We start from the raw sequence: 21921 nt of genomic DNA on the forward strand, positions 1-21921 counted from the left end.
CGCCGCTCAGCTGACGAGCGCGTAGGTCGACGTCGCATGGACGGCCATCTTGCCGTCCTCGTCGAACAGCTCGACTTCGCCGAACACGAGGTTGCGGCCCATCCGCAGCACGCGCGCGGTGACGAGCACGTCACCCTTGCGCACGGGACGCATGAAGTTCGTGTTCAGCGACACCGTCGTCATCGGCCGGAATTCGCCGAGCGCGGCCGAGATCGCGACCACCATCGCGGTGTCGGCGGCCGCCGTGAACACCTGGCCGCAGATCACGCCGCCCGAATGGCGGAATTCGCCGGAAAACGGCAGGCGCAGCGTGACGCTGTCGTCGCCGATCGACACGGGGACCAGACCCAGCGAGCGGACCCACGGGGCCAGCAGGCGATCCAGCAATTCGCGGACTGCGTTTTCGTCCATCTTCGAATGTCCAGAAAACGTCGCGCGACCGCCGCGCAACGCGTGTGGCGTCATCATACCGGGAGCGCGCAAACTGCGACCGCTCGTTACCGCGCATACGGCCGCCGTCGCCTCGACGAAATATTTTCAGGATATTTGCAGAAAGGGCTTGCCAAGCCCGAAATACTCACGCATAATCTTTCTTCTGTTGGGGGCGTTAGCTCAGTTGGTAGAGCAGCGGACTCTTAATCCGTAGGTCGAGTGTTCGAGTCACTCACGCCCCACCAGGAATTCCAAAGGCCGGTCAGCGAAAGCTGACCGGCCTTTTTCGTTTTGGCCGACGCACGCGCGGCGCGCGCCTTTCGCGGTACGCCACCGCACGCCCGTCGCGCATCGTTTCCGCTAGAATCGTCCGACAAAATCACACGACCGGCGCAGGTATCGTCGTCTGCCGCCGGCACTGAGAGAACACGGGACGTCAGACATGGAAGCATGTGAACGAGACGCGACCATTCGGAGGGCGTGGTCGCGCCAATATCGGCCTGTCCGTCGCGACGGGCCGCTCCCCCGGGCACACCCGAATCCGCGCGACGCACGCACCGGGTCGCGTCATGCCGGGTAAGAACGCGCTGGTCGCGCTGACGATCGGTGTCGTCCTGTCCGTGCTGACCGGCGCACTCGCCATCACGGCAAGCCGGGAACCCGGCCACCTGGTCCGCGCGCCGGGCACGGTCGTGCGCATCGTCCAGGACAGCGATGCGATGCGCGCGTACCGGCCGATCGTCGCGTACCTCGCGAACGACGGCCAGCGCCGCGAAGTCGCCGGCAATACCGCATCGGCGGTCCCCGCCTACGACATCGGCGAAAACGTCGACGTCCTGCTCGACCCCGACCACCCCGAGCGCCCGGCGCTGATCGACGATTTCACGCAGCGCTGGTTTCCGGTGGCCGTGCCGGCGCTGCTCGCCGTCGCGTCGTTCGCGATCGGCAGCCTGCTGCTTGCCGACGAGCGTCGCCGCCGGCAAGCGGAGCCGGCGCGGCCCCGCGTCGCACGCAAGCCGGCACGGCGCCGCCGGGATGTCGCGATCGTGCTGATTCCGATCGCGATCGGCACGAGCTTTCTCGCCGGCGCCGGCGCGGCCGGCCTGCGTCAGTGGCAGATCGTCCACCACTATGCGCGCTCGACCGGCCATGTGGTCGAGATCGCGAAAAACGGGCGATCGTCGCGGTCGCGCACGTCGCTGTATTCGGCCATCGTCGCGTTCACGACCGACAGCGGACGGCTGATCACGTTCGCCCAGGGCTCGGCGTCGTCGCAACCGGGCCTGCGCGAGGGCGACGCGGTCAGCGTGCTGTACGATCCCGTCACCCCCGAGCGGGCGCTCGTCGACCGCTTCTGGGATCGCTGGGGCCTCACGGCCATCCTGTTCGCGATCGGCGCGCCGTTCCTCGCAGCGGGGCTGTTCGTCGCCGCGACGTTATGGCCCGACCACCGGCCGCACGAAGCCACCCGATGACGCACACGCGGTGCTGCAACCGTCGCGACGCACGCGTCACCGCTCCCTGAACGCCTCCACCTTCGCGCGATTCCCGCACGTGCGCATGTCGCACCACCGCCGCCCGACACCGCGGCCGCGATCGACGAAGAACCACGTACACCGGCCGCACTGCCGCACGCGCACGAAATCGTCGCTGCGCATCAGATGCTCGAAACCGAGCGCGGCCGCATCGATCCAGCGCGACGCCCCGCGCGCGTCGGGCCGCCACGCGAAGCGGCCGCCGACCGCGTCGAACGCGCTGCGCCCGATCGCGTCGCGGATCGCCACCGCGAGCCGGTCCGCCGCGCGCGCCCCCGCACTGCCACCGCCTTCGGCCGTCAGATGCGCGATCGCGACGTACGCGTCGTCGCGAAAGCGGTGCAGCGCCGCCAGCTCGTCCGGGCCGTCCTGGCGCGGATGACGCAGCAGCCGCGCCAGATCGTCGGGCGCCAGCAACCCGGCTTTCGCGGCCCATGCGCGCACGGCCGGCCAGTCGACGAGCTTGTCCTCGTCGCGCGTCTTGCCGGTGTCGGCCACCGTGTTCAGAAAATCGAGCGCCGGATGGCCGCCGACGAAATCGGCCGCACGCCATTCATGCCCGTGTCGCGCCAGGTCGGATCGGGTAACCATTTATTCTCGCCTATCGGTTTCACATCCGGACAATCCGGCGTAACCTGTTAACAACCAAAACAGGTTATCACGGAGAAGCCGATGCTCGAACTCCCGAACCGCTTCGATTTCGAAGGCCACCGGATTGCATGGGGCACGCTCGGCGAAGGCCCGCCGCTCGTGCTCGTACACGGCACGCCGTTTTCGTCGCAGGTATGGCGCCGGATCGCGCCGTGGCTCGCGCGACGCCATCGCGTGTATTTCTACGACCTGCTCGGCTACGGCCAGTCCGACATGCCGGACGCGGACGTGTCGCTGGGCCGTCAGAACGCGCTGTTCGGCGCGCTGCTGAATGAATGGCAACTCGCGCGGCCGCGCGTGCTCGCGCACGATTACGGCGGCGCAACCGTGCTGCGCGCGCACTTTCTCGACGGCATCGCGTATGCGGATCTCACGCTCGTGAACCCGGTCGCGATCGCGCCGCAAGGTTCGCCGTTCGTGCGTCACGTCGCGCAGCACGAAGCCGCGTTCACCGGCTTGCCCGCGTACGCGCATCGCGCGCTCCTGTCGGCCTATCTCGGCAATGCGGTCGCGCAACCGTTGAGCGACGACGTGCTGTCGATCTACCGTGCGCCGTGGCTCACGCCGGCCGGCCAGGCCGCGTTCTATCGCCAGATCGCGCAGATGCGCCAGCGCTACATCGAGGAAGCGGAGGCCCGCTATGCGCCGCCGGACTTTCCGGTGCGCATCGTGTGGGGCGAGGACGACGCATGGATTCCGCTCGAGCAAGGACAGGCCCTGGCCGATCGCATCGCGAACGGCCAGCTGATCCGGGTCCCGCGCGCGGGCCATCTGGTTCAGGAAGATGCGCCGGAAGCGATCGTCGCGGCCGTGCTCGACGGGTCTGCGCCGAGCTGAGCCGGCACCGGCCCGGCGAAAACGCGAATCGGCCGACGATACGAGCCGATCGAACGACGCTCGTGCCGGCTGCGATGCCGGCGCGGGCGCGTGACACATCGCTTACCAAGGCAGCGAATACGTCTTCGTATTCGTGAAGCTCTTCATCGCCTCCTGCACGCCCTCCTTGTACCCGAGCCCCGAATCCTTCACGCCGCCGAACGGCGTCAATTCGAGTCGATAGCCCGGCACCTCGCGCACGTTTACGCTGCCGACTTCCAGCTCGGTGATGAAGCGCGTGATGTGATCGAAGCGATTCGTGCATACCGACGACGACAGCGCGTAGTCGGTGCTGTTCGACATCCGGATGGCTTCGTCGATGTCGCGAAAGCGCATGATCGGCGACACCGGGCCGAAGGTTTCATGCTTCACCAGCGGCATGTCGGGCGTCACGCGATCGACGACGGTCGGCGAATACAGCGCGCCGTCGCGCACGTTGCCGACCAGCAGCCGCGCACCGCGCGCGATCGCGTCGTTCACCTGTTGCTCGCAGAACTTCGCAGCCGCTTCGTCGATCACGGTGCCCATGTCGATCGACGGATCGGATGGATTGCCGTACGACCACGCGCGCGTTTTCTCGACGACCAGCTCCGTGAAGCGATCGGCCACCCACTCGTGCACGAGCATCCGCTTGATCGCCGTGCAGCGTTGCCCCGAATTCCTGTACGAGCCCGACACCGCGAGCGTGCTCGCTTCGTCGAGATCGGCGTCTTCCATCACGATGATCGGATCGTTGCCGCCGAGCTCGAGCACCGCGCGCCGGTAGCCCATCCGCGCGGCGATCGACTTGCCGATCGACACGCCGCCGGTGAACGTGATGAGATCGATCGCCGGGTTCGTGATCAGCTCGTCGGCGATCTCTTTCGGGTCGCCGGTGACCACCTGCAGCATCTGCGGCGGCAGGCCTGCTTCGTACAGGATGTCCGCGAACAGGTAGCACGACAGCGGCACCTTCTCGGACGGCTTCACGACGATCCGGTTGTTGGTCGCCACCGAAGGCACGATCTTGTGCGCGACCTGGTTCATCGGGTGATTGAACGGCGTGATCGCCGAAATCACGCCGAGCAGCGGGTCGCGCTGCGTGTACACGCGGCGCTTCTTGCCGTGCGGCGTCAGATCGCACGAGAAGATCTGCCCGTCGTCCTTCAGCACTTCGCCGGCGCCGAACGTCAGCACGTCGGCCACGCGGCCGGCTTCGTACGTCGAATCCTTGATGCACAACCCGGCCTCGGCCGTGATCAGCGCCGCGATCTCCGCGGTGCGCGCACGCACGATGTCGGCCGCGCGGCGAAGGATCGCCGCGCGATCGTGGCGCGTGAGCGTCGGCCGGTACGCACGTGCGACCGCGAACGCGCGGCGCACGTCGTCGAGCGTCGCCTTCGGCACGGTGCCGACCAGCGCGCCGTCGTACGGGTTGCGCACGTCGATCACCGCGTCGCGGTAGATCCTTTCACCATCGATTCGCAGTGCTTCACGACGAAGCGTGCGGACATCCGACGATTCTGCAATGGCGTTCATGAGTGTCTCCTGGCGGATGCGTCCGCGTCACTGCAGATGGTTGAGCGCGATGTCGATGATGTCGAAGTTGCGCAGCCGCGCGCGGCCCGCGACGTCGGTCGCGACCGGCTTGCTGAAGATCAGCGGCACGATCTGCTCGGAGATCCCGCCGTGCGAGCGCAGCGGCACGTCGAGGCCCGACAGATCGTGCTTGATGCGGCGCGTACCGAGCACGACGTCCTGCTTCGAGATCACGATCAGGTCACCCATCCGCGCAGGCGGCAACTCGAAGCGCGCGCAGCCTTCCGCGCCCGTCAGCACGACCTCGATGCCGTCGACCGCGGCGAGCCGCGCGCGCAACGCATCGGCATCGGCCGTCGCCGGCACGTAGACGGTCGCGAACGAACCGAGCGCACCGTGGTGCACGACGTACGGATCGGTGATCGGCAGGATCACGCGCGCCGCATCGTGGCCGAGCCATTCGTCGAACAGCTCCTGCAGGTAGATCACGTTCGGCTCGCCGGTCGCGTCGTCGTGCTTCGCGTTCATCCCGTGGTCGGCCGTGATCGCGACGATCGCGCCGAGTTCGTCGAGGCGCCGCAGGTACGTGTCCATCATCGCGTAGAACGCGTTCGCGCCGGGCGTGCCGGGTGCGCACTTGTGCTGCACGTAGTCGGTGGTCGACAAGTACATCAGGTCGATCGGGCGCGTCTCGAGCAGGCGCACGCCGGCGGCGAACACGAACTCCGACAGGTCCGCGCTGTACACGCTCGGTACCGGCTTGCCGACCAGTTCGAGCACGTTGTCGATGCCGTTTTCCTCGATGCTCGCTTCGTCGGCCTTCTCCGACGAGAAGCAGATGCCCTTCAGCCCCTTGCCGAGCAGGCGGCGCAGCTTGTCCTTCGCGGTGACGACCGCGACGCGCGCGCCCTGTTCGGCGAAGGTCGCGAGCACGGTGGGCGCGACCAGGTATTTCGGATCGTTCATCAACACCTCGGCGCCGGTGTCGCGATCGTAGAAGTAATTGCCGCTTATCCCGTGGATCGCCGGCGGCACGCCGGTGACAATCGACAGGTTGTTCGGGTTCGTGAAGCTCGGCACCACGCACTCGCCCTTGAGCGCCGTGCCCGGCTTCAGCAGCGTGCGCAGGAACGGCGCGACGCCGGCCTCGGCGGCCTCTTCCAGATATTCGTATGCGCAGCCATCGACGCAGACGACCACCACGGGCCGGCTCATCCAGTTGTAGCGGCGGCCGTTCACTTCCACGGATACAGGCGTTTCAGTCATGACGTTCATTCCTTTCAGGTCGAAGGGGTGAGCCGTCGGCGCCCGCGCCGCGCCGAAGGGAGGTGTTTTCCATGCTTGACATTAAAATTGAGGATTTGTAGATTGTCAACAACATGCAGAGAACAGAAAGCAAAACAACGGTGCAGCAAGAGGGCTGGTCTCCACTCATCCGCCGCGTGCCGCGGCGCCACAGTCAAGGGGTCTGAAGATGAACGAAGTGCCGGTACACAAGCGTTTCCATGCATGGAGGGGCGCGGCCCGTGTCGCGCTGGCGGTGGCCGTCGCGCTCGGCGCCGCCCAAGCCGCGCACGCGAAGACGTCGCTGCTCGTCTACACCGCGCTGGAAGACGAGGCGATGAAGCCCTACAAGGACGCGTTCGAGAAGGCGAACCCCGATATCGAGATCCGCTGGGTGCGCGACTCGACCGGCTCGGTCACCGCGAAGCTGCTCGCGGAAAAGAGCAACCCGCGCGCGGACGTCGTGCTCGGTCTCGCCGCGTCGAGCCTCACGCTGCTCGACCTGCAAGGCATGCTGATGCCGTACGCGCCGAAGGGCTTCGACCAGCTCACGCGCAAGTACAGCGACGCGAACACGCCGCCGCACTGGGTCGGCATGGACGTGTGGGGCGCGACGATCTGCTACAACCGCGTCGCCGCGCAAGCGAAGAACATCCCGAAGCCGACGTCGTGGGAAGACCTGACGAAGCCGGTCTACAAAGGCGCGATCGTGATGCCGAGCCCGGTGTCGTCGGGCACCGGCTACCTCGACGTGACCGCGTGGCTGCAGACCTTCGGCGACGACAAAGGCTGGAAATTCATGGATGCGCTCGACAAGAACGTCGCGCAGTACGTGCACTCGGGTTCGAAGCCGTGCACGCTCGCCGGCACCGGCGAATTCCCGATCGGCATCTCGTTCGAATTCCGCGGCCACGAACTGCAGGCGCAGGGCGCGCCGATCGATCTCGTGTTCCCGAAGGAAGGGCTCGGCTGGGACATGGAAGGCACGGCGATCATGAAGACGACGAAACAGCCCGACGCCGCGAAGAAGCTCGCCGATTTCATGGCGAGCAAGGAAGCGAACCAGATCACCGCGCGCTGGTGGGCGATCGTCGCGTATCCGGGCGTGGCGCGAAAGCTGGCCGGCATCCCCGACAACTACTCGGACCTGCTCGTGAAGAACGACTTCGTGTGGTCGGCGAAGAACCGCCAGTCGATCCTCGATACGTGGCAGAAGCGTTACGGGGCGAAAGCGCAGCAATGACGCTGCCCGCAGCGGGGTCGCGCCGCGCGCCGCCCCGCGTCACCCTTTCCGTCGTCGAACCCGGCCCCCGGGCCGCCCCTCCATGGAGGCGCGCATGGCACCTTATCTGAGCGTAGAACGCATCGAGAAGCGGTACAACGACACGCAGGTCCTCACCGACATCGACCTGAACGTGATGAAGGGCGAGATGATCTGCTTCCTCGGGCCGTCCGGCTGCGGGAAGACCACGCTGCTGCGGATCATCGCGGGGCTCGAGACGCAGAACGCCGGCCACATCATGCAGGACGGTCGCGACATCTCGCGGCTGCCGCCGCAACTGCGCGACTACGGGATCGTGTTCCAGTCGTATGCGCTGTTCCCGAACCTCACCGTGTACGACAACGTCGCGTACGGGCTCGTGAACCGCAAGATGAAGCGCGACGCGATCCACGAGCGCGTGCACACGCTGCTCGCGCTGGTCGGCCTGCCCGACAGCCATCGCAAGCATCCGGGCCAGTTGTCCGGCGGACAGCAGCAGCGCATCGCGCTGGCGCGCGCGCTCGCGACGTCGCCGGGCCTGCTGCTGCTCGACGAGCCGCTGTCCGCGCTCGACGCGCGCGTGCGCGTGCGGCTGCGCCAGGAAATTCGCGCGCTGCAGCAGCGGCTCGGCGTGACGACGATCATGGTCACGCACGACCAGGAAGAAGCGCTGTCGATGGCCGATCGCATCGTCGTGATGAACCACGGCGTGATCGAACAGATCGGCACCCCGCTCGAAATCTACCGGCAGCCGGCATCGCCGTTCGTCGCGGATTTCATCGGCCGCGTCAACACGATTCCCGCCGAAGTCGCGCAGGACGGCACGCTGCGCGCGGGCGCGGTCGGCCTCGATTGCCGCCATGGTGCGGCCCGCCCCGCGCAGGGCGCGGCGGTGTCGGTCTACGTGCGGCCCGAGGACCTGCGCATCCGCGTGCCGGGCGAGACGGCCGACAACGTGCTGGCCGGCCGCGTCGAGAAGCTCGAATTCCTCGGCGCGTTCTGCCGCGTGAGCTTCCGGATCGACGGGCTCGACGGCCAGGAGATCGTCGCCGACCTGTCGTATCGCGACGTCGACCGCACCGGCGTGCAGGCCGGCGCGCGCATCGACCTCGCGCTCGATCGCGAGCATGTCCGCGTGTTCCCGTGCGCGAAGGAGCGACTGCAATGAGCACCGTCCTGACCGAGCGCCGCCGCGGCGCGTCCGCCCCCGCCGACGTGCGACAGATCACGCACTGGCACGACCGCATCGCCCAGCTCGCACTCTTCGCGATGGCCGCGCTGATGTCGCTGTTCCTGCTGCTGCCGCTCGCGCTCGTCGTGCAGAAATGCTTCGTCGACGCCGACGGCCGCTTCGTCGGCGCGCACAACTTCGTCGAGTATCTGGAGGACAGCGGCGTGCTGCGCTCGATGCTGCATTCGCTGACGGTCGGCGCGCTCGTCACGGCGATCGTCGTGCCGATGGCGTTCACGTTCGCGTATGCGCTCACGCGCTCGTGCATGCCGCTGAAGAACGCCGCGCGCACGATCGCGCTGCTGCCGCTGCTCGCGCCGACGCTGCTGTCGGCCGTGTCGTTCATCTACTGGTTCGGCAACGCGGGGCTGCTCAAGCCGCTGCTGCACGGCCATTCGATCTACGGGCTGCCGGGCATCGTGCTGAGCATGGTGTACGCATCGTTCCCGCACGTGCTGATGATCCTCGTCACCGCGCTGTCGCTCGCCGACGGCCGGCTCTACGAGGCCGCCGACGCGATGGGCACGCGCCGCCTGCGCAAGTTCTTCACGATCACGCTGCCCGGCGCGAAGTACGGGCTGATCAGCGCGACGATGGTCGCGTTCACGATGTGCATCAACGACTTCGGCGTGCCGGTCGTGATCGGCGGCTCGTACAACGTGCTGTCGACCGACATCTACAAGCTGATCATCGGGTTGCAGGACTTCAACCGCAGCGCGGTGGTGAGCCTGATGCTGCTGTGCCCGGCGCTCGTCGCGTTCGGCATCGACTTCTTCGTCCGCCGTCGCCAGCAGTCGCAGCTCGGCGCGCGCTCGACGCCGTACCAGCCGAAACCGTCGCGCGGCTTCGACGCCGCGATGCTCGCGTACTGCGCGCTCGTGTGCGCATTCTTCATCGCGGTGGTCGGCATCTCGGTGTTCGCGTCGTTCGTGAAGTTCTGGCCGTACCAGATGAGTCTCGGGCTGCAGCACTACCGGATGGGATTGATCGCGGCCGGCATCTTCGATGCGTACAAGAACAGCTTGCGGATGGCCGCGACGGTGGCGCTCGGCGGCACGATCGTCGTGTTCGGGGGTGCCTACCTGATCGAGAAGACCCGCGGCGCGCGCTGGCTGCGCGGCTTCATCAGCCTGTGCGCGATCTTGCCGATGGGCGTGCCGGGGCTCGTGCTCGGCATCAGCTACATCTTCCTGTTCAACGCGCCCGGCAATCCGCTGAACGGGCTGTACGGATCGGTGTGGCTGCTCGCGATCGTCACGGTCGTCCACTACTACGCGTCGAGCCACCTCACCGCCGTCACCGCGCTCAGGCAGATCGACGGCGAGTTCGAGGCCGTATCCGCGTCGCTGAAGGTGCCGTTCTACAAGACCTTCCTGCGCGTGACGGTGCCCGTGTGCCTGCCCGCGATCCTGCTGATCGCGCGTTACCTGTTCGTCAACGGGATGACGACGGTGTCGGCCGTCGCGTTCCTGTACTCGCCGGACACGCAGCCCGCATCGGTCGCGATCCTGAACCTCGACGACGCGGGCCAGATGGGTCCGGCCGCCGCGATGGCCACGCTCGTGCTCGCGACCTCGTCGTTCGCATGCGTGCTGTTCGCGTGCATCTCGCATCGCCTGCTGCGCCGTACGCAGGCGTGGCGCCATCCGCATCGCCGTTGAGTTCCTGCCGCATTCCCGTGACGTCCCGACTTCATCAAGGAGACACCATGACGCTCGCCGCCCAGCCCATCCTGCTCACCCCCGGCCCCCTGACGACCTCCGCCCGCACGCGCGATGCGATGCTGCGCGACTGGGGCTCGTGGGACGGCGATTTCAACGCGATCACCGCGCGGCTGCGCGAACGGCTGCTGCAGATCGTGCACGGCGAGGGCACGCACGAATGCGTGCCGCTGCAAGGCAGCGGCACGTTCTCGGTCGAGGCGGCGATCGGCACGCTCGTGCCGCGCGACGGCCACGTGCTCGTGCCGAACAACGGCGCGTACTGCCAGCGCATCGCGAAGATCTGCCGCGTGCTCGGCCGCACGCTCACGACGATCGACTACCGCGAGGATCGCCGTGTCGATCCGATCGACGTCGAGCGCGCGCTCGCCGCCGATCCGACCATCACGCACGTCGCGCTCGTCCACTGCGAAACCGGCGCCGGCGTGCTGAACCCGCTGCACGACGTCGCGCAGGCCGTCGCGAAGCACGGGCGGGCGCTGATCGTCGATGCGATGAGCTCGTTCGGCGCGATCGATATCGACGCGCGCACGACGCCGTTCGACGCGGTGATCGCCGCATCCGGCAAGTGTCTCGAAGGCGTGCCGGGGCTCGGCTTCGTGATCGCGAAGCGCAGCGCGCTCGAACGCAGCGAAGGCAACAGCCATTCGCTCGCGATGGACCTGTACGACCAGTGGGTCTACATGCAGCGCACGACGCAGTGGCGCTTCACGCCGCCGACGCACGTGGTCGCCGCGCTCGACGCGGCCGTCGCGCAATACGTCGACGAAGGCGGGCTCGCCGCGCGCGGCGGCCGCTACCAGCGCAACACTCGCGCGCTGATCGACGGGATGCGCGCGCTCGGCTTCCGGCCATTCCTCGATCCGGCGATCCAGGCGCCGATCATCGTCACGTTCCATGCGCCGGACGATCCGAACTACGATTTCAAGCGGTTTTATCAGGAGGTCAAAAAGCGCGGCTACATTCTGTATCCGGGCAAGCTCACCGAAGTAGAGACGTTCCGCGTCGGCTGCATCGGCCATTTCGGCGAAGCCGGGATTCCGGGCGCCGTCGCGGCCATTGCCGACACGCTGAAAGCGATGGGCGTGCGCCGCGTATCGGCCGAAGCGGCGGCATGACGAGGTGACGCGAGGCATCCGGCCGCGTGCGCACGAGCATGCGGCCGCCCGTTTTTCCCGGCCGTGCGTCGCGCGGCCCCTTACCTTATCGACGAGCCTTCCGATGCGCCCCTTCTGGATCGAACAAGCGCTGTTCAACGACGGCGATCTCGCCCCCGCGCTGCAAGGCGCGACGCAGGCCGACGTGTGCATCGTCGGCGGCGGCTTCACGGGACTCTGGACCGCGATCCAGGCGAAGCAGCAGCACCCCGCGCTCGACATCGCGATCCTCGAAGCCGACCTCTGCGGCGCCGGTGCGAGCGGGCGCAACGGCGGCTGCCTGCTCACGTGGTCCGCGAAATTCCTGACGCTGCGGCGTCTGTTCGGCGAAGCCGAGGCGATCCGGCTCGTGAAGGCATCGGAAGCGGCCGTGCAGCATATCGCCGATTTCTGCCGCGCGCACGGCATCGACGCCGAATTGCGGCTCGACGGCACGTTGTACACCGCGACGTCGCGCGCGCAGGTCGGCACGCTCGCGCCGGTGCTCGACGCGCTCGCCGCGTGCGGCATCCACAGCTACGAGCCGCTGCCGCCCGCCGAAGTCGCGCGCCGCTCGGGCTCCGCGCGCAATCTCGACGGCGTCTACTCGCCGGTCGCCGCGACCGTGCATCCCGGCAAGCTCGTACGCGGGCTGCGCCGCGTTGCGCTCGACATGGGCATCCGGATCTACGAGCGCACGCCGATGCTCGACTTCACGCCCGGCCAGCCGGCCGTCGTACGCACGCCGTCGGGCAGCGTCACGGCCGGCAAGCTGGTGTTCGCGATCAATGCGTGGATGGCGAGCCGCTTCCCGCAGTTCGAACGCACGATCGCGGTCGTGTCGAGCGACATGGTGATCACCGAGAAATGTCCGGCGTTGCTGGAGCAGACCGGGCTCGTGGACGGCGTGTCGGTGCTCGATTCGCGGATCTTCGTCTACTACTACCGCACGACGGCCGACGGGCGGCTGATGCTCGGCAAGGGCGGCAACACGTTCTCGTGGCGCAGCCGCATCGCGCCGGTGTTCGACCGCCGCTCGCCGTACGAGGCGCAGCTCACACGGAGCCTGCGCGCGTTCTTCCCGTCGCTGGCGGACGTGCCGATCACGGCAAGCTGGAACGGCCCATCGGACCGCTCCGTGACGGGCTTCCCGTTCTTCGGCCGCCTCGACGGCGCGCCGAACGTGTTCTACGGGTTCGGTTATTCGGGCAACGGCGTCGGGCCGACCTACATGGGCGGGCAGATCCTGTCGTCGCTCGTGCTCGGCCTCGACAACGCGTGGACGCGCAGCCCGATCGTACGCGGCCCGCTCGGCCATTTTCCGCCGGAGCCGATCCGCTACGTCGGCGCGCACGTCGTGCGCAACGCGATTCGCCGCAAGGAACGCGCGGAAGACGAGAACCGGCAGCCGTCGGTCGTCGATACGTGGCTCGCGAAATTTGCGAGCGCGGCGGGGAAAGCCGACAAGGCGTGACGATGTGTTGACCGGCTGAACTGAAGCGCAACGAAAAAGGGACGCGACGACGCGTCCCTTTGCCGATGCGCGGCAGCCCGCGCGACCGTCGCCGGCGCTTATGCGCCGGCCTTCTCCCGCGCCGCCTTGCCCGCCGCGGGCAACCCCTGCTCGTGTGTGCGGCGCATCCGCGCGAGGCCGTGCGCGACGTGCTCGCGCACGAGCGCGACGGCCTTTTCCTCGTCGCCGGCCGCGAGCGCCTGCACGATCTTGTCGTGCTCGGCCGCCGACACGGCGATCGCATCCTCCTCGGCCTCGATCGCCGCCTGACGCAGCAGGCCGAGCTGGCGCACGAGCCGCCGGTAGGTATCGGTGAGATGCGTATTGCCGACGCCGACGACCATCGCGTCGTGGAACTGCACGTTCAGCTCGGTGTAGCGCGTGACGTCGTGCGCCTTCGCGGCGTCCTTCATCGACTGGATGATGCCCTTCAGCACCTTCAGCGTCTCGGGCGAGATACGCTTCGCGAGCGCGCGCGCGACCGATTCGTCGAGCATCGCGCGCACTTCGTAGATCTCCTCGGCCTCGCGCAGCGGCACGACGCGCACGGTCACGCCGCGGTTCTTCTCGTTGCGCAGCAGGCCGGCCTGCTCGAGCGCGCGGAACGCTTCGCGCACCGGGCCGCGCGACACGTTCAGCCTGGTCGCGATCTCGACTTCGTTGAGCTTCTCGCCCGGTGCGTATTCGCCGGAGACGATCGCGCGCTCGAGCATGTCCTGGACGATCATCGCGAGCGACTGGCTTTGCAGGAGTTCGATGGCGCTGAGCGCGTTCGGGGCAGTCATGGTCGGGCAGCGGGCTGGGGTGAAAACGACGGCGCCATATCGGCGAATGATCCTTGTATACCCTCGCCCCGGCACATTGTCAACAGTTTTCAGTTTCCAAAAGCCAATTCCGCGTGCCCGCACGTGGGCAGACCCCAGCCGGCATGCAACCGGCACGCGGCGCTCGCGCGATGCGGGGAACCGCCCCGCTTCGCGCGACGCCGGCGCAGCCGTCAGGCCGTGCGCTTCACCGGCCCCGGATCGCTGTGGCTCGGCCGGCCCGTCTCGACGTGGCCCGCGAAGCGGCGCACGACCTTGTCGTCGCCGCCGCGCAGCGTGGTCGCGGTGATCGTCAGATCGTACCAGCCGTGGCTCGACGACAGCTCGAAGTGCCCTTCGACGCGCTCGCCCGGCTCCAGCGTGTAGGTGCGCGCCGGCGCATGGCTGTACGCGTTGTCGACCGTCACGCGACAGGTCGCGCGCCCGCTGTTGCGCAGTTGCAGGTACACGTGACGGTTGCGCACGTCGTAGCCGATCTTCGCTTCGGGGTTCGCGTGGCGGCCGTCCGCGGCGAGCCGCGTGTTGCCCTGGAACTCGCACAGATAGCCGTTCGGGCCGTAGGCGGCCAGATGGTACTCGCCGCGCGCGGCCGACGTGCTCCACGTATCGACGAAGCGGTCGTGCGCGGACACCGCGTAGCGGCGCGGCGGCGTCGCCGGGTTGCGCCGGTCGTACACGTAGAACGCGGCACCGGCGTCGCCGGTGTTCGCGAAGTCGAGCGACACGGTATCGTCATGCGCGCCCACGCGGCTGTGCACGAACAGCTCGTACGGCAGCGCACGCGCCGGACGCGTGCCGGGTTCCTGCGTCGGCATCGACTGCTGCGCGGGCACCTGGTACGCCTGGCCGGCCGTCGCGATGTGCTGCGGCACCGTGAAGCTCACCGTGCGCGTGTCGGGGCGCGCGGAGAAATCGAACGCCGACGTGAGGTCGCCGCAGATCGACCGGCGCCACGCGCTGATGTTCGGCTCCTTCACGCCGAAACGCGCTTCGAGGAAACGCAGCACCGACGTATGGTCGAACGTCTCCGAGCAGACCCAGCCGCCCTTCGTCCATGGCGAGATGATGATCAGCGGCACGCGCGGCCCGAGGCCGATCGGCTGGATGCCGCCCGGATCGGCGCCCGGCACGAGCGGGCTCATCTCGCCCGGGTACTTGTTCAGGTCGAGCAGCTCGTCGCCGAGGTTCGACAGCAGGTTCGACGACACGATGCCCTGGCCACCCACGCCGCTCGTGACCGGCGGCACCGGCGGCACGACGTGGTCGAACAGCCCATCGTTCTCGTCGTAGTTGAGGATGAACACCGTCTTCGCCCACACCTCGGGGTTCGACGTCAGCGCCTCGAGCACCATGTTGATGTAGAACGCGCCGTCGGTCGGCGACGCCTGCGGGTGCTCGCTGTACTTGTACGGCGACACGATCCACGACACCTGCGGCAAGCGGTTGGCCTGCACGTCGGCCTTCAGTTCGGCGAGCGTGTGGTTCGACGCACCCTTGTCGACCAGCGGGCCACTCGCGCCCTCCTTCACCTGGAACTTCTTGAAGAACATCAGCGAGTTGTCGGTGTAGTTGTCGGTCGGGTCGCCCGGGATGCCGGTACCGCCCTGGTACACCTTCCAGCTGATCTTCGCGTCCTCCAGGCGTTCGGCGTAGGTCGTCCACGTGTAGCCGTTCACGTCGTTGCGCTCGCCGATGCCCGGGCCGTTCGGCGCGCTGCCGTAGACGTTGCGCGAGTCGACCGTGCCGGTCCACAGGTAGATGCGGTTCGGCGCGGTGTCCGCGTGCGCGGAGCAGAAGTACGAATCGCAGATCGTGAACGCGTCGGCGAGCGCGTAGTGGTACGTGAGATCCTGGCGCTTCAGGTAGCCCATCGTCAGCACGTCCTGCTTCTGGTTCACCCACTGATCCCACTGGCCGTTGTTCCAGGACAGGTGGCCGCTGCTCCAGCCATGGTTCGTGCCCGGCTGGAATTCGGTCGTCTGCTTCGGATCGAGATAGAACGGCAGCACGTACGGCGCCGACGGATCGAGCCCGCGCGAATGGTAGTTCTTCGTGAACACCGACGCCGGCGGTTGCTGCCACACCGGCGCGCCGTTCGGCAGCAGGTGCGGGCGCGGATCGTCGAAGCCGCGCACGCCGCGCAGCCCGCCGAAGTAATGGTCGAACGAACGGTTTTCCTGCATGAAGATCACGACGTGCTCCACGTCGCGGATCGTGCCGGTGCGATAGGCGGCCGGCATCGCCAGCGCATTGCGGATCGCGGGCGGGAAGCCCGCATAGGCGGCCATCGCGCCGGCCGACTGCGCGGCGAGGCGTAGGAAATCGCGTCGATTGTTCGAGGACATGAAGAGAGCCTTGTGGTCGGGGGAGTGGGGGCGCCGGGCGAGCGGGGCCGGCGATCTGCGTCGCCGTTATTACCCCGCACCGGCATGTCCCGGCCGTGACCGGTTCCCGCAGGTTTCTTGCGCTCACCCCCAGCTTTTTTTCGAAGCCGCGCACGACGCGCCTTTCATGCGGCCGACACATGCACGCGCTACGCTGACGCGCGATGAAGAGGGGGGAGAAGCCGACACGTGTTCGATCAGCTGAAGGCGTTCCACGCGACCGTCCGGCAGGGCAGCATCACGCGCGCCGCGCGCCACCTCGGCGTGAGCCAGCCGACGATTGCCGCGCAGATCCGGCAGGTCGAGCAGCTGTACGGCGTCGAGCTGTTCTACCGCAGCGGCCGCAAGCTCGAAGTGACCGAGACGGGCATCGAGCTGCTGCCGCTCGTCGAGAAGATGATCGCGCTCGAGGCGCAGGCCGACATCATGCTGCGCAACGTCGGCGGCCTGTTCGAAGGCCACCTGCGGATCGGCGCGACGGGCCCGTACTACATCATGGATGCGGTCGGCCGCTTCTCGAGCGCGCATCCGTCGATCGCGCTGACGTGCCGGATCGGCAACTCCGAGGAAATCCTGCAGGCGCTGCAGGAGTTCCGCATCGATCTCGCGGTCTCGTCGCAGCGCAACGACGCCGACGGCCTCGAACGCAAGGTGATCTCGACCGATCCGCTGGTGCTCGTCGTGCACCGCCGTCATCCGCTCGCGCGGTTCGATTCGATCGCCCCGGCGCAACTCGCCGACGTGCGGCTGCTGATCCGCGAGGAAGGTTCGGTCACGCGCCGCTGCACGGAGACGATCCTCGCAGCGGCCGGCGTCGCGGCCGCCTCGGTCGCCGAGATCGGCAGCCGCGAAGCGATTCGCGAGGCGATCCTGCATGGGGTGGGCGGCAGCCTGTTTCCGCGCGGCGAAGCCGAGCGCCATCCCGACCTGCGCGTGATCGCGCTGCGTGGCGTCGATACGACGATCGACGAATACGTGTACTACCTGAAAGCGCGCCGCCAGAGCCCCGCGATCGACGCGTTCCTCGCGTGCATCCTGCCGGACGATGGCGAAGCCGCCGGCGCGGTCGATGCGGTTGAACCCGGACGAACGACGCGGCGGGCGAACGCGCGCTGAGCCGCCGCGCGTTCGCCGCTTCCGCACACTACGTGGCGCTTTTCCCGCGCCTTCCCTCGTTGCTTTCCTCGTGCCTTCCTTCTGTCGTGGCGCCGCGCGTCACTTCGGCAGCGCCGGAATCATCCAGGTCAGCACGTGCTGCTGCAGGAACACCAGCACGCCGAGCAACAGCGTGAGGATCACGCTGTGCCAGAAGGTGCGCGCGAACACGACGCCCTCCTGCCCTTTCAGGTCCGTCGTCGACACGCCCGTCGCGATGTTCTGCGGCGAGATCATCTTGCCCATCACGCCGCCCGACGAGTTGGTCGCGGCCATCAGCACCGGATCGAGGCCGAGCTGCCGGGCGGCGACGACCTGCAGGTTGCCGAACAGCGCGTTGCCCGACGTGTCGCTGCCGGACAGGAACACGGCGATCCAGCCGAGCGACGCGGACACCAGCGGGAACAGCGCGCCCGTCGACGCGACGCCGGTGCCGAGCGTGTAGCTGATGCCCGAGTAGTTCAGCAGGTACGCGAGCCCGACGATCATCATCACCGTGACGATCGCGATCCACGTCTGGCGCCACGTCTTCACCACGCATTCGACAAACGCGCCGGGGCCGGTGCGCGTCAGCGCGGCCGTGACGATCGCCGACACGAGGATCGCGGTGCCCGTGCCGAGCGGCTGGAAATCCCAGATCGCCGCATACGGCTTGTGGTACAGCGACACGTACACGGCGTTGTGCAGCCCCGGCCACTTGATCTTCACGTCGCCGATCGCCGCGATGTTCGCGTGCACCCAGACGATCACGACCACCGACACGACGAGCCACGGCAGCCAGCCGCCGAAGCCCGCGCGCGCGGCGCCGGCCGCGGCCGGCACGCTGCGCGCGAGCGCATATTGCGGATCGGGCTGCGGCTTCCACAACTGCAGGAAGCCGATCGTCACGATCAGCGACGAGAGCGACGACAGCACGTCGGTGAGCTGGTAGCCGAGGAAGTTCGACGTGACGAACTGCGCGATCGCGAAGCTGCCGCCGGACACGAGCAGCGCGGGCCACAGCTTCGCGATCGAGCGCAAGCCGCCGTATGCGCCGACCACGTAGAACGGCAGCAGCAGCGCGAAGAACGGCAACTGGCGGCCGACCATCTGCGCGAGCGTCGCGGGCGGCAGCGACGTGACCGCACCGAGCACGGTGATCGGCACGCCGAGCGCGCCGAACGCGACCGGCGCCGTGTTGAACAGCAGCGTATAGGTGAGCGCTTCGAGCGCGGGAAAGCCGAGCGCGATCAGCAGCGCGCTCGTGATCGCGACCGGCGTGCCGAATCCGGAGATCCCTTCGAGCAGACAGCCGAACGAGAACGCGACGACGAGCAGCACGAGGCGGCGATCGTCGGGCAGGTTGTCGAGCATCCACTGCCGGAACTGGTCGAAGCGCCCCGACTTCACCGCGATGTTGTACAGCAACAGCGCGTTGAAGACGATCCACATCACCGGCACGACCGCGAGCGCCATGCCGGCGCCGACCGCGTTGAACGCGAGCCCGGCCGGCATCCCCCACGCGCCGATCGCGACCGCGAGGCCCGCGACGAGCCCGGCGAGCGACGCCTGCCATGCGGGGCGGCGCAGCACGCCGAGCGCGACCAGCGCGACCGCGATCGGGATCGTCGCGACGAGGAACGACAGGAGCAGCGAGTGGGCGACCGGCGTCAACGGTTGCGCGAAGACGATGCCGGGCGGTAGGGCGTCGGTGGGATTCATCGTGTCTCCAGATGTCGACCCGAGTTGGCGCTTCAGCGCGTATTCGGGTCCCATGCCTTGTGCGGCCGACCCAGGTTCGCATGTCGATGCGCCGGGCTCGGTACAAGTCGATGTCCTGCAGTCGCGACTACGATCGGGCGCTTGCGCACGCAACGACGTTGCGCGGCCAACCGATCGGTCGCTTAAAAGAGGTTAGGAGGCGCGACGCGCTTGCACAAGGGGGGAGAAGCCCGATGCGGGCGAGTCGATGCGGATCCGCCGCCGCACGATGGCCGGCAGATGGCGTGCCGCTGTCGCGTTCGACAGAAAACCCGTCGCGGCCGGCTCGAGCGTGGCCGCGCGATGCCGGTACCCGCGCAATGTTGCGCGACCGGAAAAGGTGACTGCCAGCCGCGAGGATGTTTCGTTTGGCGTCCGAAGCCTAGACTGGCTGCATCGTTTCCCGCGCCGACGATGGCGCGGCACCGGAACCTCACGGAGCACACACGATGATGAAAATGAAACACGCGGCATGCGCGCTCGTGCTGATCGGCGCAGCGTTCGCCGCTCACGCGCAAGCCGCGTCGACGCTCACGCGTGCGCAGGTCCGCCAGGAACTCGCGGAACTGCAGGCCGCCGGCTACCGGACGAGCCTCGCAAGCAGTCCCGACTTTCCGCGGAACATGCAGGCGGTCATGCAACGTGCGGCGCAGGCGCGCGGCGAGGGCGACGCTGCCGGTTACGGCAGCGATGGCCAGGCCCACGCGGAATCGGCGAAGCCGGCGCTGCCGCAGGCGGCCGATCGCGGCACGTACGCCCATCACTGATCGTCGACGGAACTGGATTGCAATCGCATCGCGGCGCGGCACACCGTGCGCCGGCCGCATGCGCGATCGTCACACGCTGAAGCGGTTCAGCGTATAGGCGCGATAGGCGGCGACGAACGCGTCGAACGATCCGGCCTCCTTCGCTTCAAGCTCGGCCTGCTCGGCCAGCGACTTCGCGGCGAGCGCATGCTCGGTGCGCAGCATCTCGGCCGAAGGCGGGTGCGCGCGGAAATGCGCGGCATGCGCTTCGCTTTGAGCGAGCGCGAAGGCGAGGAACGACTGACCGTTCTCGCGCATCGTGCGCAGCACGCGCGCGGACGGCGTGCGCTCCGGGTCGGCGAGCTTCTCGCGTTGCGCGGCAATCGCGCGCGCATGCTCGTCGCCGCCGCGAATGTCGTCGAGACGGCGGCCGACGATGTCGATATCGGCCATCAGCGCGTCCGCCCACGCCTGCAGCGCGACCGGCTGGCCGTCGCGCATCAGCGCGAGCCCCGGCTTGCGGCCATCCAGCGTCACGCTGCCGAAGTTCGCGTTCGCTTCCTTGTACGCGTCGCAGTCGAGCGGCGCGCTTTCGTCGAGCGCGCAGGCGAGCAGGAACGCGTCGAGGAAGCGCGCGGTCTCCAGTGCGATGCCGGTCGGTTCGAACGGATCGATGTCGAGACAGCGCACCTCGATGTACTGCACGCCGCGCGACGCGAGCGCATGCAGCGGCCGCTCGCCCGAATATGTGACGCGCTTCGGCCGGATCGTCGAGTAGAACTCGTTCTCGATCTGCAGCACGTTCGTGTTGATCTGGATCCACTCGCCGTCGCGATGCGTGCCGATCGCCTCGTACGCCGGATACGGCTCGCTGACGGCCTTCGACAGCGCGTCGAGATAGCCGGGCAGCGTGTTGTAGTCGACGTGCAGCGCGGCCTGGGCCGTCGTGTTCGAGTAGCCGAGATCGCTCATCCGCAGGCTGGTCGCATACGGCCGATACAGCGTATCGGCGTCGAACGTGTCGAGCTTGTGCGGCTTGCCGCGCAGGAACTTCGTGTCGAGCACGGGCGACGCGCCGAACAGGTACATCAGCAGCCAGCTGCGGCGGCGGAAGTTGCGGATCAGCGCGAGATAGCGTTCCGACTGGTAATCGACGAGCGTCGCCGTCGACCCTTCTTCCGCATGCAGGCGCCGCCACACTTCCTCGTGCAGCGAGTAGTTGTAGTGGATGCCGGCGATGCATTGCATCGTGCGGCCGTAGCGATACGCGAGGCCGCGCCGGTACACCGTCTTCAGGCGGCCGATGTTCGACGTGCCGTAGTCGGCGATCGGGATCTGATCGTCGGCCGGCAGCAGGCCGGGCATCGAGTCGCTCCACAGCATCTCGTCGCCGAGCGATGCATAGACGTAGCGATGCAGATCGTCGAGGCGTTCGAGCGTGAGCGCGGCGTCGCGCTCCGCGGGCGTGATCAGTTCGATCAGCGCTTCGGAATAGTCGGTCGTCAGCGCCGGATGCGTGAGCGCCGAACCGAGCGCGCGCGGATGCGGCGTGAACGCGATCATCCCGTCGCGCGTCACGCGCAGGCTTTCCTTTTCGATGCCGCGCAGGCCGTCGGGCAGATGCTGCCGCGTCGGGCCCGAGCTCAGCGCGTCGAGGCGATTCAGCAGCAGTTCGGACTGGCGGTGAGTCATGGTGTTCGACATGGAGACGCAAGTGCGTGACGGCCGCGCGCAGAACGCCGCGCGCGGCCGGCTGGATTGTTGGTCGCTTCGTTGGTAGCGGGCACTTTAACATCTCGCCGGAACCCGCGCTTGAGGTGGCCGCGGGCACGGCGCGCGGGCCTGAGCGGGCCGTCGGACGGGCCGGGCGCGGCAGTCCCGGCCAGTATCGCCGGTTCCGGACGACGCCGATCG

General features: G+C 67.9%; 17 protein-coding genes and 1 tRNA gene. 10 read left to right on the top strand and 8 right to left on the bottom strand.

Translation table 11 applies throughout. The features are described 5' to 3' along the window. Positions 1-6 precede the first annotated feature (6 nt). Positions 7-411, bottom strand: a complete 405-nt coding sequence (locus WT97_RS02335) for a PaaI family thioesterase (RefSeq protein ID WP_027785770.1) — start codon at positions 409-411, stop codon at positions 7-9. A 190-nt stretch (positions 412-601) separates the two neighbouring features. On the opposite strand from WT97_RS02335, the gene WT97_RS02340 reads away from it, so the two are divergent. Together WT97_RS02340 and WT97_RS02345 are read left to right on the top strand one after the other, a co-directional pair. Then, positions 602-677: transfer RNA gene (locus WT97_RS02340), tRNA-Lys, on the top strand. A 324-nt stretch (positions 678-1001) separates the two neighbouring features. Then, positions 1002-1907: a DUF3592 domain-containing protein gene (locus tag WT97_RS02345; RefSeq protein WP_060352724.1), complete on the top strand. Its 906-nt coding sequence runs from the start codon at positions 1002-1004 to the stop codon at positions 1905-1907. A 36-nt stretch (positions 1908-1943) separates the two neighbouring features. Here WT97_RS02345 and WT97_RS02350 read toward each other — a convergent pair whose 3' ends face one another. Then, positions 1944-2558, bottom strand: coding sequence for a CGNR zinc finger domain-containing protein (locus WT97_RS02350; RefSeq protein ID WP_060352725.1), 615 nt, complete (start codon positions 2556-2558; stop codon positions 1944-1946). Positions 2559-2639: 81 nt separating this feature from the next. Between WT97_RS02350 and WT97_RS02355 the strand changes: the two genes are divergently transcribed. Further along, a complete protein-coding gene (locus WT97_RS02355; protein WP_060352726.1) occupies positions 2640-3455 on the top strand; it encodes an alpha/beta fold hydrolase in 816 nt (271 codons plus the stop codon). Between the two features lie 102 nt (positions 3456-3557). Here WT97_RS02355 and phnY read toward each other — a convergent pair whose 3' ends face one another. Then, on the bottom strand, positions 3558-5012 hold the full coding sequence (gene phnY, locus WT97_RS02360; protein ID WP_060352727.1) for a phosphonoacetaldehyde dehydrogenase: 1455 nt from the start codon (positions 5010-5012) through the stop codon (positions 3558-3560). Between the two features lie 27 nt (positions 5013-5039). After that, entirely contained in the window at positions 5040-6278 is a 1239-nt protein-coding gene (phnA, locus tag WT97_RS02365; protein ID WP_060352749.1) for a phosphonoacetate hydrolase, read from the bottom strand. A gap of 208 nt (positions 6279-6486) precedes the next feature. Between phnA and WT97_RS02370 the strand changes: the two genes are divergently transcribed. The 5 genes from WT97_RS02370 to WT97_RS02390 all read left to right on the top strand — a co-directional run bounded on the left by WT97_RS02370 (position 6487) and on the right by WT97_RS02390 (position 13119). Continuing rightward, positions 6487-7539 carry a putative 2-aminoethylphosphonate ABC transporter substrate-binding protein gene (locus WT97_RS02370; RefSeq protein WP_060352728.1) on the top strand — a complete coding sequence of 351 codons (1053 nt, stop codon included), beginning with the start codon at positions 6487-6489 and terminating at the stop codon, positions 7537-7539. A 94-nt stretch (positions 7540-7633) separates the two neighbouring features. Beyond that, positions 7634-8725 carry a putative 2-aminoethylphosphonate ABC transporter ATP-binding protein gene (locus tag WT97_RS02375; protein WP_059791153.1) on the top strand — a complete coding sequence of 364 codons (1092 nt, stop codon included), beginning with the start codon at positions 7634-7636 and terminating at the stop codon, positions 8723-8725. Beyond that, the gene (locus tag WT97_RS02380; RefSeq protein ID WP_060352729.1) at positions 8722-10449 is read left to right on the top strand and encodes a putative 2-aminoethylphosphonate ABC transporter permease subunit; all 1728 of its coding nucleotides are present in this window, start codon (positions 8722-8724) and stop codon (positions 10447-10449) included. Before WT97_RS02375 ends, WT97_RS02380 begins: the two co-directional genes overlap by 4 nt. 47 nt (positions 10450-10496) lie before the next feature. Continuing rightward, a complete protein-coding gene (locus tag WT97_RS02385) occupies positions 10497-11627 on the top strand; it encodes a 2-aminoethylphosphonate--pyruvate transaminase (protein WP_060352730.1) in 1131 nt (376 codons plus the stop codon). A 103-nt stretch (positions 11628-11730) separates the two neighbouring features. Further along, positions 11731-13119, top strand: coding sequence for an FAD-dependent oxidoreductase (locus WT97_RS02390; protein ID WP_060352731.1), 1389 nt, complete (start codon positions 11731-11733; stop codon positions 13117-13119). A 98-nt stretch (positions 13120-13217) separates the two neighbouring features. Here WT97_RS02390 and WT97_RS02395 read toward each other — a convergent pair whose 3' ends face one another. Beyond that, a complete protein-coding gene (locus WT97_RS02395; protein ID WP_059791107.1) occupies positions 13218-13943 on the bottom strand; it encodes a phosphonate utilization associated transcriptional regulator in 726 nt (241 codons plus the stop codon). A 212-nt stretch (positions 13944-14155) separates the two neighbouring features. Next, positions 14156-16327, bottom strand: a complete 2172-nt coding sequence (locus WT97_RS02400; RefSeq protein WP_059791108.1) for a phosphocholine-specific phospholipase C — start codon at positions 16325-16327, stop codon at positions 14156-14158. Between the two features lie 228 nt (positions 16328-16555). Between WT97_RS02400 and WT97_RS02405 the strand changes: the two genes are divergently transcribed. Continuing rightward, the gene (locus WT97_RS02405) at positions 16556-17482 is read left to right on the top strand and encodes a LysR family transcriptional regulator (RefSeq protein WP_060352732.1); all 927 of its coding nucleotides are present in this window, start codon (positions 16556-16558) and stop codon (positions 17480-17482) included. 99 nt (positions 17483-17581) lie between these two features. Here the strand turns inward: WT97_RS02405 and WT97_RS02410 are convergent, their stop codons facing one another. Then, positions 17582-19222, bottom strand: a complete 1641-nt coding sequence (locus tag WT97_RS02410) for an L-lactate permease (RefSeq protein WP_060030719.1) — start codon at positions 19220-19222, stop codon at positions 17582-17584. 488 nt (positions 19223-19710) lie between these two features. Between WT97_RS02410 and WT97_RS02415 the strand changes: the two genes are divergently transcribed. Next, positions 19711-20028 (top strand): DUF4148 domain-containing protein, encoded by a 318-nt coding sequence (locus tag WT97_RS02415; protein ID WP_060278231.1) that lies wholly within the window; start codon positions 19711-19713, stop codon positions 20026-20028. 69 nt (positions 20029-20097) lie between these two features. On the opposite strand, the gene gshA is transcribed toward WT97_RS02415, so the two are convergent. Continuing rightward, positions 20098-21711 (bottom strand): glutamate--cysteine ligase, encoded by a 1614-nt coding sequence (gene gshA / locus WT97_RS02420; protein ID WP_060352733.1) that lies wholly within the window; start codon positions 21709-21711, stop codon positions 20098-20100. Positions 21712-21921 lie beyond the last annotated feature (210 nt).

This window comes from Burkholderia sp. MSMB1459WGS (assembly GCF_001534535.1).
Lineage (GTDB): Bacteria > Pseudomonadota > Gammaproteobacteria > Burkholderiales > Burkholderiaceae > Burkholderia.

Coding starts and splice junctions, on each gene's coding strand:
- WT97_RS02335 (WP_027785770.1), bottom strand. CDS start 411: ATGGACGAAAACGCAGTCCGCGAATTGCTGGATCGCCTGCTGGCCCCG.
- WT97_RS02345 (WP_060352724.1), top strand. CDS start 1,002: ATGCCGGGTAAGAACGCGCTGGTCGCGCTGACGATCGGTGTCGTCCTG.
- WT97_RS02350 (WP_060352725.1), bottom strand. CDS start 2,558: ATGGTTACCCGATCCGACCTGGCGCGACACGGGCATGAATGGCGTGCG.
- WT97_RS02355 (WP_060352726.1), top strand. CDS start 2,640: ATGCTCGAACTCCCGAACCGCTTCGATTTCGAAGGCCACCGGATTGCA.
- phnY (WP_060352727.1), bottom strand. CDS start 5,012: ATGAACGCCATTGCAGAATCGTCGGATGTCCGCACGCTTCGTCGTGAA.
- phnA (WP_060352749.1), bottom strand. CDS start 6,278: ATGACTGAAACGCCTGTATCCGTGGAAGTGAACGGCCGCCGCTACAAC.
- WT97_RS02370 (WP_060352728.1), top strand. CDS start 6,487: ATGAACGAAGTGCCGGTACACAAGCGTTTCCATGCATGGAGGGGCGCG.
- WT97_RS02375 (WP_059791153.1), top strand. CDS start 7,634: ATGGCACCTTATCTGAGCGTAGAACGCATCGAGAAGCGGTACAACGAC.
- WT97_RS02380 (WP_060352729.1), top strand. CDS start 8,722: ATGAGCACCGTCCTGACCGAGCGCCGCCGCGGCGCGTCCGCCCCCGCC.
- WT97_RS02385 (WP_060352730.1), top strand. CDS start 10,497: ATGACGCTCGCCGCCCAGCCCATCCTGCTCACCCCCGGCCCCCTGACG.
- WT97_RS02390 (WP_060352731.1), top strand. CDS start 11,731: ATGCGCCCCTTCTGGATCGAACAAGCGCTGTTCAACGACGGCGATCTC.
- WT97_RS02395 (WP_059791107.1), bottom strand. CDS start 13,943: ATGACTGCCCCGAACGCGCTCAGCGCCATCGAACTCCTGCAAAGCCAG.
- WT97_RS02400 (WP_059791108.1), bottom strand. CDS start 16,327: ATGTCCTCGAACAATCGACGCGATTTCCTACGCCTCGCCGCGCAGTCG.
- WT97_RS02410 (WP_060030719.1), bottom strand. CDS start 19,222: ATGAATCCCACCGACGCCCTACCGCCCGGCATCGTCTTCGCGCAACCG.
- WT97_RS02415 (WP_060278231.1), top strand. CDS start 19,711: ATGATGAAAATGAAACACGCGGCATGCGCGCTCGTGCTGATCGGCGCA.
- gshA (WP_060352733.1), bottom strand. CDS start 21,711: ATGTCGAACACCATGACTCACCGCCAGTCCGAACTGCTGCTGAATCGC.